16 protein-coding genes and 3 tRNA genes are annotated in these 13,623 nt (G+C 55.1%); 4 read left to right on the top strand and 15 right to left on the bottom strand.

Annotation, left to right across the window (positions count from 1 at the left end):
- Window positions 1–13: 13 nt before the first annotated feature.
- The 6 genes from C8P63_RS08415 to ypeB form a co-directional block, all read right to left on the bottom strand.
- On the bottom strand, window positions 14–619 hold the full coding sequence (locus tag C8P63_RS08415) for a YphA family membrane protein (RefSeq protein WP_108023141.1): 606 nt from the start codon (window positions 617–619) through the stop codon (window positions 14–16).
- A 105-nt stretch (window positions 620–724) separates the two neighbouring features.
- The gene (gene rpsA / locus C8P63_RS08410; RefSeq protein ID WP_108023139.1) at window positions 725–1,873 is read right to left on the bottom strand and encodes a 30S ribosomal protein S1; all 1,149 of its coding nucleotides are present in this window, start codon (window positions 1,871–1,873) and stop codon (window positions 725–727) included.
- Window positions 1,874–1,953: 80 nt separating this feature from the next.
- Window positions 1,954–2,235, bottom strand: coding sequence for a hypothetical protein (locus C8P63_RS08405; protein ID WP_108023137.1), 282 nt, complete (start codon window positions 2,233–2,235; stop codon window positions 1,954–1,956).
- Entirely contained in the window at window positions 2,232–2,825 is a 594-nt protein-coding gene (locus C8P63_RS08400; protein WP_108023135.1) for a lysophospholipid acyltransferase family protein, read from the bottom strand. Before C8P63_RS08400 ends, C8P63_RS08405 begins: the two co-directional genes overlap by 4 nt.
- 3 nt (window positions 2,826–2,828) lie before the next feature.
- The gene (gene cmk, locus C8P63_RS08395; RefSeq protein ID WP_108023133.1) at window positions 2,829–3,509 is read right to left on the bottom strand and encodes a (d)CMP kinase; all 681 of its coding nucleotides are present in this window, start codon (window positions 3,507–3,509) and stop codon (window positions 2,829–2,831) included.
- 289 nt (window positions 3,510–3,798) lie between these two features.
- Window positions 3,799–5,145: a germination protein YpeB gene (gene ypeB / locus C8P63_RS08390; protein ID WP_245920791.1), complete on the bottom strand. Its 1,347-nt coding sequence runs from the start codon at window positions 5,143–5,145 to the stop codon at window positions 3,799–3,801.
- 659 nt (window positions 5,146–5,804) lie between these two features.
- Here ypeB and C8P63_RS08385 point away from each other — a divergent pair.
- Window positions 5,805–6,791, top strand: a complete 987-nt coding sequence (locus C8P63_RS08385) for an asparaginase (RefSeq protein ID WP_108023130.1) — start codon at window positions 5,805–5,807, stop codon at window positions 6,789–6,791.
- Between the two features lie 4 nt (window positions 6,792–6,795).
- On the opposite strand, the gene C8P63_RS08380 is transcribed toward C8P63_RS08385, so the two are convergent.
- Both C8P63_RS08380 and C8P63_RS08375 read right to left on the bottom strand, forming a co-directional pair.
- Window positions 6,796–7,779, bottom strand: a complete 984-nt coding sequence (locus C8P63_RS08380; RefSeq protein ID WP_108023128.1) for a YpdA family putative bacillithiol disulfide reductase — start codon at window positions 7,777–7,779, stop codon at window positions 6,796–6,798.
- A gap of 81 nt (window positions 7,780–7,860) precedes the next feature.
- Window positions 7,861–9,141 carry a Glu/Leu/Phe/Val family dehydrogenase gene (locus tag C8P63_RS08375; RefSeq protein WP_108023126.1) on the bottom strand — a complete coding sequence of 427 codons (1,281 nt, stop codon included), beginning with the start codon at window positions 9,139–9,141 and terminating at the stop codon, window positions 7,861–7,863.
- Between the two features lie 177 nt (window positions 9,142–9,318).
- On the opposite strand from C8P63_RS08375, the gene C8P63_RS08370 reads away from it, so the two are divergent.
- Entirely contained in the window at window positions 9,319–10,023 is a 705-nt protein-coding gene (locus tag C8P63_RS08370) for a PIG-L deacetylase family protein (protein WP_170109571.1), read from the top strand.
- A 46-nt stretch (window positions 10,024–10,069) separates the two neighbouring features.
- Here C8P63_RS08370 and C8P63_RS08365 read toward each other — a convergent pair whose 3' ends face one another.
- The 6 genes from C8P63_RS08365 to C8P63_RS08340 form a co-directional block, all read right to left on the bottom strand.
- On the bottom strand, window positions 10,070–10,663 hold the full coding sequence (locus C8P63_RS08365; protein WP_108023122.1) for a genetic competence negative regulator: 594 nt from the start codon (window positions 10,661–10,663) through the stop codon (window positions 10,070–10,072).
- Between the two features lie 259 nt (window positions 10,664–10,922).
- Window positions 10,923–10,999, bottom strand: a tRNA-Met gene (locus C8P63_RS08360).
- Window positions 11,000–11,010: 11 nt separating this feature from the next.
- Window positions 11,011–11,103 (bottom strand) — tRNA-Ser (locus C8P63_RS08355).
- A gap of 14 nt (window positions 11,104–11,117) precedes the next feature.
- Window positions 11,118–11,209, bottom strand: a tRNA-Ser gene (locus C8P63_RS08350).
- Window positions 11,210–11,276: 67 nt separating this feature from the next.
- Window positions 11,277–11,684: a hypothetical protein gene (locus tag C8P63_RS08345; RefSeq protein ID WP_108023120.1), complete on the bottom strand. Its 408-nt coding sequence runs from the start codon at window positions 11,682–11,684 to the stop codon at window positions 11,277–11,279.
- A 46-nt stretch (window positions 11,685–11,730) separates the two neighbouring features.
- Entirely contained in the window at window positions 11,731–12,276 is a 546-nt protein-coding gene (locus C8P63_RS08340; protein WP_170109570.1) for a CPBP family intramembrane glutamic endopeptidase, read from the bottom strand.
- 119 nt (window positions 12,277–12,395) lie between these two features.
- On the opposite strand from C8P63_RS08340, the gene C8P63_RS08335 reads away from it, so the two are divergent.
- Entirely contained in the window at window positions 12,396–12,605 is a 210-nt protein-coding gene (locus C8P63_RS08335; protein ID WP_108023116.1) for a ferredoxin, read from the top strand.
- 46 nt (window positions 12,606–12,651) lie between these two features.
- Here the strand turns inward: C8P63_RS08335 and C8P63_RS08330 are convergent, their stop codons facing one another.
- Window positions 12,652–12,981, bottom strand: a complete 330-nt coding sequence (locus C8P63_RS08330) for a rhodanese-like domain-containing protein (RefSeq protein WP_108023114.1) — start codon at window positions 12,979–12,981, stop codon at window positions 12,652–12,654.
- A 137-nt stretch (window positions 12,982–13,118) separates the two neighbouring features.
- Between C8P63_RS08330 and C8P63_RS08325 the strand changes: the two genes are divergently transcribed.
- Window positions 13,119–13,610, top strand: a complete 492-nt coding sequence (locus tag C8P63_RS08325; RefSeq protein ID WP_108023112.1) for an inorganic diphosphatase — start codon at window positions 13,119–13,121, stop codon at window positions 13,608–13,610.
- Window positions 13,611–13,623 lie beyond the last annotated feature (13 nt).

The raw sequence follows: 13,623 nt of genomic DNA, 5'->3' as shown, positions 1-13,623 counted from the left end.
TTTCCATCCTCTCTCATGTCAGTCCTTTCACATTCCGAACCCAATGCAGGGCGTGCTTGAATCCCACGTGAAGGAGAAGAGTGAGCACCATTGCAGACCACAGAAAGTCGAGAAAATCGGCTTCCCCGAAGGAGACCGGGTTCAGCTCTCTCCGGTGGAAGGACAAAAACATGCCTTCCCCGGCCCACATCCCCCCCACGGTCACCATCAACCGGTCTGACAAGGATGAGGAAGAAAGAAGGGCCACCGCCAGAGTGATCAGCAATCCACCTCCCCGCGGACCGCCCCATTGAGCAACCGGTTCGATCCAGTAAAGCTCCCGAAGAAGAAAAAGAATCGCTCCGGCAAAAAAAGCGGATGAAGTGAGCATCAGACCGTTCTCTTTTCTCCGTTTCCACCACCGGTTCAACAAGGGGAGCAACATCAGTATTCCAACGTGCACCTGAACCGGCCCGGCCGGCGGGATCAGTACCCGGAGAAATAAGGCTTCCAGGAACAGACCCAAGGCCAACCATTCTTTTTTGGTGCCCCACTCCTCTTCCAAAAAAGGAAACCAGCCCGTCTGAATCAGGACGGCCATGGACAGACAGATCAGTACGGTCAGGGTTCCCGCGACCATCTTCCCTTCCTCCTCAAGGTTTTCCCCCTTAGTATGTCTGTTGTTGACCGGTTTCAGCCATAAAAAAACCCCCGGCATATGGCCGGAGGTTCGTCCGTAAGTTCCTTACTTCAGACGACGGAGCTGATCTCCGAAGACGTCGCCCAGGGTGACGTTCATCCCGTTGTTGTTGCGATCCAGGTTCTTCAGCTCTTCCCGGGCTTCTTCCTGTTCCACCTCTTTGATGCTGAGGCTGATCCGTTTTTGTTCCGGTTGCATATCCAGTACCTTCACCCGGACTTCCTGTCCTTCTTCCAAAACCTCGGAAGGAGAGGCAATATGGCGGCGGGAGATCTGGGAGATGTGAACCAGACCCTCCACCCCGTCGTACACCTCGACGAAAGCGCCGAAGGAGACGAGGCGTTTCACCGTGCCTTTGACGACATCCCCTGTCTGAATGGCATCGGAGACTTTGTCCCAGGGGCCCGGTTGGGTTTCTTTAATGCTGAGACTGATTCGTTCATTGTCCTTATCCACTTTCAGCACTTTCACTTTCACCCGGTCACCTTCGGAAAGCACTTCGGAAGGATGCTCCACACGGGTCCAGGCCAACTCCGAAACGTGCACCAAGCCGTCCACGCCCCCGATGTCCACAAAAGCACCGAAATCGGTCAGACGTTGGACGGTTCCTTCCAGAATCTGGCCCGGCTCCAGGCTGTCCAGGGTCTCCTGTTTTTTCCGCTCGGCTTCTTCGTCAAGAACCGCTTTCCGGGAAAGGATCAGCTTGTTTTTGGCCGGATCGATTTCAACCACTTTCAGGCTGAGGGTCCGGCCTTTGTAGTCGGAGAAATCTTCGACGTAGTGGCGTTCCACCAGGGAGGCCGGAATGAATCCGCGAACACCCAGGTCCACCACCAGACCGCCCTTCACAACGTCGGCCACTTCCGCTTCCAGGGTTTCCCCGCTTTCGTATTTTTGCTGCAGTTCTTCCCAAGCGCGATCGGAATCCACCGCTTTTTTGGAAAGGATCAGTTTGTCTTCTTCATCGTTGATGCGGATCACTTTTACCTCCACTTCATCTCCTTCGGACAGCACATCGGAAGCTTTATCCACATGCAGACTGGAGAGTTCGGAGATCGGGATGACGCCGTCAAACTTGTAATTGACATCCACCAACACCTGATTGTCTTCCACCTTGGTCACTTTCCCCTTGACAATGTCCCCGCGGTTCAAAGGAGTCACTTCCGCCATCTCGGATTTCATTTCTTCCACCATGAACGACAACCTCCTCATTTACCTACAAAAAATCAACGAAGATTTATGATCTCCCCGGTACGGAGAGATGAACAATGAAATTAAGAAAGCCAGTCCCTTAATTTCATTAATCCTGTGGTCAGTGCACCGGCCAGAATTAAGCCGCCGCCCAAGGCAACCGCCCCGCCGATCAATCCCACCCTGACCCCGGCGGCGAAAAGCGTGAGACCGGCCGCGAAGCTCACGACCCAAAAGGTGAAGCGACGGGACCGCCGCCGAACCTCCGACCTCCCGACTCCTCTGCGGAATCCGCTCGAGGTGATGATGCTGCGGTAGAAGAACACCAAAGCAACAGCCGGAAGGCAAAGAAACAACGCCTTCATTTCCGACAGGCCCCCGAAAGAAGGTCCTGAATCTCTTCCATCATTTTTTCGGTCACCCTCCGAAGGGTCTCTGAAGTCAGCCGTTCTCCCCGGTAATCTTCCAGATCCATCGGAGAACCGAAGTGAACCCGGATCGGGCGGAAAAGGCGGTATGGGCCGATGATGGCGGCGGGAACCAACCGGGCCCCGCCTTTCAGAGCGATGAACGCGGCGCCGGTGTGGGCCTTACCCAGTTTGCCACTTTTGGATCGCGTTCCCTCGGGAAACACCCCGAGAACCTCCCCCTGTTTCAAAACCTCCAGGGCTTGCTTCAGTGCCCGCTTATCCGTGGCACCCCGGTTTACGGGGAATGCACCGAAACGCCGGATGAGAAAAGAAAGGACCGGAATATCGAAGAGTTCCCTTTTGGCCATGAAACGGACAGGGCGCTCCATCGCCGAGCCGAGAAGGGGAGGATCCAGAGTATTGATATGATTGCAACAGACAACCACGGGACCCGAGGAAGGAATATTTTCCGCCCCCCGAATTTCCACCCGGTATAAGGTGGAGAACAGGACCCGGAATAAAAAATGAAAGCATCGGTACCACATGTTTTACTCCACACCGCCCACTTTGCTTCGGGAGAGATCCAGGATCGCCCGAATCACTTCTTCAATCGACAGCCCTGTTGTATCCAGGTGAACGGCATCCTCCGCCGGACGTAAGGGTGAATGTTCCCGGTTCCGGTCCTTTTCGTCCCGGATCCGGATCTCTTCCTTCAACTCTTCCCAGTCCACTTTGTAACCGCGGCGAACCAGCTCGCGGTAACGCCGTTTTGCCCTCTCCTCGATGGAGGCTGTCAGAAATACCTTCACATCGGCATCGGGCAGAACGTGGGTCCCGATGTCCCGGCCGTCCATCACAACGCCTCCGCGGCTGGCCATCTCCCGCTGCTTATCGACCAGCACTTCCCGGACCCTCTGCTGTCCGGCGATGAGGGAAACATGGGAGGTGACTTCCGGAGTCCGGATGGCCCGGGTCACCCTTTCCCCGTCCACCCAGACCTCCATTCCATCCTTTCCCGGGGTCAACCGGATCTCAGTCTCCCGTGCTAGGCGGGAGACGGTTTGTTCATCTCTGAGGTCCACTTGTTCTTTCAGGGCTTTCCACGTGATGGCGCGGTACATGGCGCCGGTATCCACATAGGTCAAGCCCAGTCTCCCGGCCACCTGGCGGGCCACCGTGCTTTTTCCGGCTCCCGCGGGGCCGTCGATCGCGATCGACAGACGACTCATGCGACAGGTCCTCCTACAACAGAAGGGATAAAAAAATAGAAAGAGCAGGACATGGCCTGCTCAGAGCGGATGAACGGTATTTGATTCATCTCGATTGAATGGTAAATTTCCTGTTGGAAATCCATTAGGCCAGCGACGACGCGAATGGTTGGTTCGCTATGTATTCCCTTGTATGAGTTCTTCTTTAGGATACCATAAAGGTAAAAGGCTTGCAACGACTGAAACCATTTTTTCAGGCGATTTTGTCAAAAGGCCGGGGCCGGCTCCCGGGCCGGCCCCTTTCTTTGATCTACAGGGTATTCAGATTCTGGTCCTTGATTTTCTCAACGGCCTCTTCGTCCCCGTTTTGGGCGTTAATGAAGAGACGGTACCGACTTTTCCCCAATTGGCCCAAGAATTCGTAGCAAAGGGTTTCCTTTCCGTTTTCCCCGAAAATCACGGCCAGCCTGGATTCCTTCACCTTCAACCTGGGGTTGACCGACTTCCGGGCCTCCGCCAAGGTCAATTTGGGTTTCAGGTTTCGGTTCGCCTTGTAATTGAAAACGTAGTTATCCCCCTGATAACCGGTGATCTCTCCGTTGTCAAGAGCCACTTTGACCACGAGCGATTCGGGATAGATCAAGACATTGCCCTGCTTTCGGACGAATGTGATCCCCGCCATGTTCCCGGTTTCGTCATAGTGGATCGCTTCCATCTCCGGATAACCCAGCCGGTCCAGGAACCGGATGGCTTCGGCCTGAGCTTGTTCCAAATTCAGTTTTCGGTTTTTGACGGGCCGGTCGTAGTTCAGCCAGAGAACATGCCCCCCTTTTCGGGTCACGTCGGCGAATACCTCCCGGCCGTTCTTGGCTTTGACCCGAACACTGTAGGTCGGCGTGTCGTTTTTTCGATTCCGGACCACTTCCATCCCCCGGGTGTCAGGACGATCCAGGATGTCTGCCATTTTTTCTTTCACTTCCGCCGGGGTTACAGGCTTTCCTTTCAATCGGGCCGTCTTTTTCCGTTGATTGGACTCCAAGTTGTTGACGCTGGGGCCCCAGTCCACTTCTTCATAGCCTTCGGACAGTTTATCCACCTTTTTGAACCCGTTGATGATGGTGTTGTCCATTGCTTTGTCTTCGGCCGCCATCTCCAGTTCGACATCCATCCAGCGGAGATTTTTGGACAATACCTGGGACTGTACGTTTTGCAGATCCTTCTGAATGGCGCCCGCCCGCTTGTAGAGGGTGCGAAGCGTATTGTACTCCCGATCGGTGAGGGGCTTCTTATCCAAATCCCGAACCCCTACCCGGTGGGTGAAATTCCCGATCCGGGAAAGGAACGCTTCGGTTTTGTCAAAAGGCATCATCGAAAGCGGCAACTGACCCACATCGTTTTGTGCGGCGAATGAAAGCCGCCATACATCGGTCATGCAATTGGACAACTGCTTTCGGGTATTGAGCGCAAGGGCTTTCCCGAGTTCATCCTGCAGTTTGTCCATATGGAAATTCAGGTCGTGAAAAGCCCGTTGATATTGGTTTTCCGCTTTGATTAACAAGCTGTTCTTTTCCTGGTTTTCCTGGTATCCCCAGACCGCTGCCCCGATCAAAGCCAGCGCGGTCACAGGAAAGAGCACGGCGGCGATTCGTCTGTACACGACTGAATCACTCCTTATTCTCAAAAAAATGTGTTTCGCGGACAGACTCCATCCATCCGGCAGTGGCGGTATCGGAGTCGAAATCATCAACCTTTCCGCGGGCCGGATCCCAGCCGTTCATGGCATCCCGCATTCGCTCGGAGGGGGATCGGGAGACAGCCAGATCTGGCGTCCGCCACCGCGGCGAAGGTACAGTAGGAGGCAGATGATGAGACATCCTTGCAGGACCTTGGCCCATTGGTTGTTCGACCTCCTTCCCTTTGATTCTTCGAAGATAGTTTGAGCGTCGATTCCCACCTTTATGCAATCAAAAGAGCCGACCTTGGGCGGTCGGCTCTTCACAGCCTCTCTGATGTAATTTCGAACCCGGCGGGATCATTGTTCTCACAGAGGCACTGTTTAAATCCCGTATCCAATTTTCCCTTCTTCATGCTGCCTTTCAGAACAAAACGTTCACCGCATTGTTTACAACGGATTCGGACCAGATATCGACGTTCTCCCATCGTGTCCCTCCGTTTTCCGGCCGTTTTCCAGATATGTTGATGCCGTTTCCCTCCATTATGGACGGAAACCGCCTCTATTAACCGCTTCTTGGGTTTTGCCACCGTATGTAATATGATAAAAACAATGGACTTCGTAAAACCAACCGGAGGAGAGACATGAAACGAATCGCAGTCATCACCACCGGCGGAACCATCGCCATGGCAGAAGACGAAAAAACCCACAGCCTTAAACCCAAAGGATCGGAAGCGTTGCAGTCCGTCCTTCCGGTGGTTTCCCGCCACGCCCAAGTGGAAATGGACCATTTCTGCAACTTGCCGAGTCCCCATATCACCCCCGAATGGATGTATCGGATCGGGGAACGGGTCACTTCCCATCTTCAGCGCGACGAAATCGACGGGGTGGTGGTGACCCATGGAACCGACACCTTGGAAGAAACCGCTTTTTTTCTGGATTTAACCGTCCCCGGTGAAAAACCCGTGGTGGTGACCGGAGCCATGCGGAGCCAGAATGAATTGGGAGCGGACGGACCCCTCAACCTGGTGAATGCGGTCCGTACCGCCGCCCACCCGGGAGCGTGGGGCAAAGGAACCTTGGTCGTGTTCAACGATGAAATTCACGCCGCCCGCCAAGTCACCAAAACCCACACCAGCAATGTGGCCACATTCCGCTCCCCCGCCCAGGGACCGATCGGGAGCCTGACCAAAAAAGACCTGGTGTTCCACCAGTCCCTGAAACGAAGCCGGCTGTTTCCCCAGCTTCCCCCCACGGACCGCATCCATCTGATCAAGGCCGCAGCCGGCACCGATGACCTGTTCATCCGCGCCGCACTGGATTCGGGAACCAACGGCCTGGTCCTGGAGGCACTGGGACAGGGCAACCTGCCACCGGCGATGCTTCCCGCCCTGAAGGAAGCCCTTGACCGGGGCATTCCCGCTGTGCTGGTGTCCCGCTGCTACAACGGATTCGTGGAAGACAGTTACGGGTATAAGGGAGGAGGCAAGCAGCTGAAGGATTGGGGCATGATTTTTTCCAACGGGCTGAACGGACAAAAAGCGCGAATCCAATTGATGGTCGCGCTTCATGTCAGCCGGGAACCGGCTGTCCTCCAGTCCTTTTTCAGTGAGCACTACGATGAGCAATAGAGGATCAGGTCGCCGCCACCTGCCTTTTCCGGCTGATGTGGGCGGCGATTTTTTCGCCGTGATACCGCCCGTTTTCGATGAAGATGGAATTGGCATCGAATCCGGCTGCGATCACTCCGGCGATGTAGAGTCCGGGTACTGTCGTCTCCATCGTCTCCGGATCATGGACAGGGGCTCCGCTGTCCGGATGAAACCCCACCCCGAGTTTCTTCAGCATTTCCGTTCTGGGATGATAACCGGTCATGGCAAAAACGACATCGTTGGGAATGGTGAAGGTTTCGCCTTCTTTTTCCAGAACCGCTTCATGCTCCCGGACCTCCTTCACCACGGTGTTCCAGTGCATGGTGATCCAACCCTTCCTGATCGCGCTCTCGATCACCGGTTTCACCCAGGCTTTCACACTGTCCGTAAAAGCTTCGCGCCGGTAGGCCATCGTCACGTTGGCCCCTGCCTGGTAAAGATCCATGGCGGCGTCAACGGCGGAGTTTTTCCCGCCGATCACCAACACGTTCAGGCCGGAGTATGGATGACCTTCCGTATAGTAGTGATGAACCTTGGGAAGTTCCTCTCCGGGGATGTTCAGCTTGTTGGGCGAATCGTAGTACCCGGTGGCCAAGACCACATGAGGGGAAGTGTAGGTGCGCCCCTTCCCTTGCTTCTCCGTTCGGACGGTGAAGGTTCCGTCTCCTTTCTCCACCCCGGTCACTTTCTCATAGGTGCGGACGTCCAGATCGTAAGCTTTCACCACCGCACGGTAGTATTTGAGAGCTTCCTGCCGACTCGGTTTTTCCCCCGCCGTCACAAACGGCAGACCCCCGATCTCCAACAGTTCCGGAGTGCTGAAAAACTGCATGTGGGTGGGGTAGTGATAAACCGAATTGACGATGCAACCCTTCTCGATCACCAGGGGTTCCAGTCCCCGCTTTTTGGCTTCAGTGGCGGCGGACAATCCGCAAGGGCCCGCCCCGATCACGATCAGATCTCTCAAGACTCATCCTCCTCGCTGAACAGGAAAACAGAAAAACACCTTCTGTGAACGGTGCCTTTCTGTCCTTTTTCACTCTTATATTTATACCCAACCGCGGAACCGTGACGCCTCCGCCATTTTGCGTACACCCACCATGTAGGCGGCAAGCCGCATGTCAACTTTCCGCGTTTGGGACGTTTGGTAGACGGTTTCAAAAGCCTTCACCATAATCTCTTCCAGCTTTTGTTCCACTTCTTGATCCGACCAGTAATACCCCTGATTGTTCTGCACCCATTCAAAATACGAGACCGTCACTCCCCCTGCACTGGCCAGGACGTCGGGGACCAGCAGAATTCCCCGTTCGCTGAGGATTCGTGTCGCCTCCAGGGTGGTCGGACCATTGGCCGCCTCCACCACGATGTCGGCCTTGATCCGGTGGGCATTGGCCGCCGTGATCTGGTTTTCCACCGCGGCGGGCACCAAGATGTCGCAATCGAGCTCCAAGAGCTCCTGATTGGTGATCGTATTCTTGAACAGGTTGGTCACCGTGCCGAAAGAGTCGCGGCGATCCAGCAGATAATCGATATCCAACCCGTTCTCATCGTACAAGGCACCGTAGGCGTCAGAGATCGCGATCACCTTGGCTCCGGAATCGCTCATGAACTTCGCCAGAAAGCTTCCCGCGTTTCCGAACCCCTGGATAACCACCCGGGCATCCTTCATGGACAGGTTTCTCTTTTTGGCCGCTTCCCGGATCATGATCGTCACACCCTTGGCGGTGGCGGTCTCCCGGCCACGGGACCCTCCCAGCACCAACGGTTTTCCGGTAATGAATCCCGGGGAATCAAACTCACGAATCCGGCTGTACTCATCCATCATCCAGGCCATAATCTGGGAATTGGTAAAAACATCCGGTGCCGGGATGTCTTTCGTGGGTCCGACGATCTGGCTGATGGCACGGACGTAACCCCGGGAAAGGCGTTCCAGTTCCCGGAAGGACATCTTCCGGGGGTCGCAGATGATCCCGCCTTTTCCGCCTCCGTAGGGCAGGTCCACGATCCCGGCTTTCAGGCTCATCCAGATGGAAAGCGCCTTCACTTCACTTTCGGTAACATCCGGATGAAACCGCACCCCTCCTTTTGTCGGCCCCACCGCATCGTTATGCTGGGCCCGGTAACCGGTGAAGACCTGAACGGTTCCGTCATCCATCCGCACGGGGATCCGTACGTGCATGACACGGAGAGGTTCTTTCAGGAGTTCGAAGACCTGACCCGGATAACCCAACTTATCCAGGGCGCGTTTAATCACGGTTTGCGTGGAGATGAGGACATCCAAATTCTCTTCCATCCGTTCATGATTGGAAGCTTCCGACTGTTGTTCCATCCCTGACCACCTCAAAAAGAATGATTCCCATAAATTCATAATCAAGTATACACCAGTTGGCTCTGCGAAGAGAACACCAATTCCTGTCGGACTTTTTCTTTTTCTTGCCGGCTCTCGGAAACTGGAGGAGTGCCTTCCCATCCGGTATAATGGATGGGATTAAAAGGAGGTTTTCTCATGACAAAAAAGCTGATGTTCGTCTTCGCCCACCCTGACGACGAAACCTTCGCAACCGGCGGCACCATCGTCCGGTACGCCCGCCGGCCTGACTGCGAAACGGTACTCTTTTGCGCCACACGAGGGGAAGCGGGCCACCCCGGCACCCCGGCCCTCTGCCCGAAGGAACAGCTCGGAGAGGTTCGCGAAAAGGAGCTGGCGGAAGCGGCGGACGTATTGGGGATTGACCGGGTGATCCTGCGTGATTACGGGGACGGACGACTTCGGGAAGCTCCTTTTGATCAACTGGTGGGTGATGTGGAAGCGCGCATCCGTCGGGAAAAACCCGATGCGGTGGTCACATTTCCCCCTCACGGCATTTCGGGACACCCCGATCATCAAGTGATTCAACACGCCACCCGGGAAGCGGTCGCCCGGTTGGGAAATGTTCACCAACCCTTCCTGTACTATATTGTCATCCCCCAATCCACCGGAATCATCCGGGCCGCCCACACCACCCCCGACCGGGAGATCACTCATCGCATCCCGGTGGCTCCCTGGAGGCGGGAAATCATGGAAGCCCTGCGATGTCACCGGACTCAACACCTCTCCGTTGAGCGCGTGTTTCCCGGGGTTTTGGACGGAGACTGGCAACTTTTGCGGACAACGGAATTTTATCAGTCCGCCGGAAAGGCAAACGTCATATCGTCAACGGAGTTGATATAAATATAAAACGATCGCGGGTTTTCAGCCGCGATCGTCTCAAACGGGATCAGGAAAAATAGCGGATAATTTCGCCGACTGCTTCCTGGTCCCAAATGGTTTTCCCGTATTCTTGAAGGACATGTTCGGTCACAGTGGAAGCTTCTCCGAACTCGGACAGAACAGCGATCCCCTGTTGCAAGGTCTCGGTTTCCATATCGGTGTCGAGGACCAGAAAGTACCGGTCACGATAGGCGTACACCCTGCCGGCGTTGCCCATCAGAGGCTGTACATCCCTTGCAGCCTGCACCAGATACTCGAAATCCTGAAACTGAAAAATAACTTGGTCGCTCTCTTCCAAAGTTACTTCCAATTCGTACATATCATCCCCATCCAGCTCATCCAAGTCGCTGGGGGAAGGCGTTCTGCCCCGCGTGACAACGACCACCATTCCCTGCGCCGGCAGAGCAAAGACCTCCACGGCCACGGGGCCGGAAATTTCAAAACCAAGCTCCTGATAAGCCTGATCCATCATATCGTTAAACAGCTCATGTACTTTCGGGATGTCCCGCCACATGTCCTCTTTTTCGATTCCCCGCTCCATCAAATCGTCCATGGATAAGTAAAAGCGGATTTTGTCTCGGCTGAGTCGCTCGACACGCATGGTTTACCCTCCCTCGCTGGAGACCCGCACAATACAACGTATGAGGGTGAGGCATCGATCGTTACGCGGTCAGGTCCCCTTTTCTTTGTCTTCTCCCACTTCATCATACACAAACTTCCCGTTCCGTGCATCTCTCCATCATCAGGGGCACAGAGGTTATATAAAAAAAGAACCCTGGGCTTTCCAGCCGGATTCCCGTTTCATTCATCCCCCTGTGAAAGTGGCAAAATCCCCATCAGGTTTCCTCCCGTAACGGAGATGGTGGCGGCGGAGGGTCTCGAACCCCCAACCTTACGGGTATGAACCGTACGCTCTAACCAGTTGAGCCACGCCGCCACAAAAATAGATGGCGGAGAGAGCGGGATTCGAACCCGCGCGGGGCCAAACGGCCCCCTAACGGTTTAGCAAACCGTCCCCTTCGGCCACTTGGGTATCTCTCCGTCTGTCAAAAACATGGCGGAGAGGGAGGGATTCGAACCCTCGAGACGGTGGTAACCGCCTACACGATTTCCAATCGTGCTCCTTCGGCCTCTCGGACACCTCTCCGCAGAAGAGACACTTTAGGATTTTATTACAGAATCCCAGGCTTGTCAAGGGGGGGCTTCGGTTTCAGTCAGCCTGCCCGACTTTTTCGGGGTTGTTCAATCGCCTTCTGTTTTTTCCTCCAGTCCCGGATCTCCCGGAACGCAAAAAACATCACCGTCGCCGCTCCCGTCAGGGGAAGCTCCACCGAAAGATAAAGGGCCGCCGACAGAACCAGGGGCAGGGGGAGCAAAAATTTCAGACGGGACAGGGACTTCCGGGGCAACGGAAGGTACAGCCAGCGCGAGACCGCCTTCCTTCCCGCCTTGACTGACTGCCACGCAGCCACGACCGACAGTCCCAGGGCAATCAGGAAGTTCAGATTGAAATATCGCCAAATCGCGGGGGCCTCCATCGGGAGGTCCGGAAAAGACAGCACAGCCAAAGCCGACGCCACCCACCCGAAGGCCGTCCGAATCAGGATCCCGGTCAGAGCCAACCCCCTCCTTTCATTACAATATATCCCCCACCCCTTGTCCACATGCTTACCGGACTTTTCCGAAGCGAAGCAACAGCCCGAGAACCAGATTCAGCGTAAAGTGGGCCATCGTCGCGGGAACCAGGCTGCCACTGACTTCCGTGACCCATCCGAGAAACAAACTCACCGCGAACAACAGCGCGGTCATCAGCCAACTTCTCAGATAACGGAAGTGGATCAGGGTAAAAAGAAGGCTGGTTAAAAGGATTCCCAACCAATACTGAAGAGCCCCCCGAAACAACATCTCTTCCGACACCGCCACCCCGGCCGAGACCCACACGATGCCCCCTGGCGACATCTTCCCAAACAAGAGCTTGTTCAACCCACCGTCATCCAGCCATTTCCGGAGAACGGATCGGTACAGAAACAGATCCGCCGCCACCACCGTCAGCCCGGCCGCCAGACCTGCGAACCACATATCCCAACCCGCCGGCATCCATAATTCCCAACCGAGACGACCCTGATAGGCCAGCAGACCCAAAGCCGCCAATGTCACCAGAACCTGAGTGAGACAAAGGTTCCAAAACAACAGCCTTTCATCCCGTGAGTCCACCGGTTTCCCCCTTTTCCGCATTCATGCTCTCCCGCTCCCCTTCTTTACAAACCGCGAAAACCGTTCTACAATGTCTGGGTGGGAGGCCAACGGGACTTATTATATGGAAGGGGATTTTCATGCGCACTTGGGTTGACAAAGACACTTGTATCGCCTGTGGGGCATGCGGGGCAGCGGCCCCCGATGTATACGACTACGACGAGGACGGGATCGCCTACGTGATTCTCGACGACAATACGGGAACCGCCGAAGTTCCCGAAGAATTGCATGAAGATGTTCACGATGCCATGGAAGGTTGCCCCACGGATTCGATCAAAGTGGAAGAATAATCATAGATTCCCAAAAGAAGGCTGCCGGAACACCGGACAGCCTTCTTTATTTTCCCTCCAGATGAAGCATGACTTCCGCCAGCCCCCCGTCCACATGGACGACATTTCGGAAACCGAGGCCGTACAAAACATTCACAGCGTGGACACTGCGCACCCCGTGAGCACAGAACACATAGATTTTCCGCTTTGGATCCAACCGGTCCAGCGCCCGGGGAAGGGTTTGAAGGGGGATCAGCCGGGCCCCCTCCAAGTGGTACACCTCCCATTCCTCCGGCTCCCGAACATCCACGAGCTGAGCGTCACCCAGTTTTCTCCGGCGATACCGCTCCGCAAAGACCCGGGCTCCGATCCGATGCTCCGATTCTTCTTCCGACATAAATCCCTCTCCGTTTCTCCGTGTGTGACTTCCCCCATTTTAACACAGAATTGATTCCGCTAAAAAAAGAGAATACAATGGAGAATGGAACCTGAAAGGTCATTACATATATCGGAGAGCCAAGGAGGTAGTGACAGATGGCGCAAAACGAACTGGTTGTGGACGCCTTTATCGAAATTCCCACCGGAAGCCAGAACAAATACGAGTATGACAAGAAAGAAGGGGTATTTCGGCTGGACCGGGTGCTTTACTCCCCGATGCATTATCCCACCGAATACGGCTACCTGGAAAAAACCCTGGCGGAAGACGGGGACCCTCTTGATATCTTGGTACTGACCACCTTTCCCACCTTTCCGGGTTGCGTCATCGAAACCCGTGTCATCGGCGTTCTTCTGATGTCCGACGACAAAGGAAAAGATGAAAAACTCCTGGGCGTCCCTGTGGAAGATCCCCGCTGGAACGGCGTGAAGTCCTTGGAGGATGTGCCGGCTCACACCCTGAAAGAAATCGAACACTTCTTCCAGGTCTACAAAGACCTCGAAAACAAAGAAACCCGGATTGAAGGCTGGAAGGGCATTGAAGTGGCTCGCGAACTGTATGAAGCCAGCTTGAAACGTTACAACGGCTGAACGGAAATTCAGC

It is taken from the genome of Melghirimyces profundicolus (assembly GCF_003054245.1).
Taxonomy (GTDB): domain Bacteria; phylum Bacillota; class Bacilli; order Thermoactinomycetales; family DSM-45169; genus Melghirimyces; species Melghirimyces profundicolus.
Note: the sequence above shows the minus strand (reverse complement) of the source record. Positions and strands in the feature narration are given on the sequence as shown.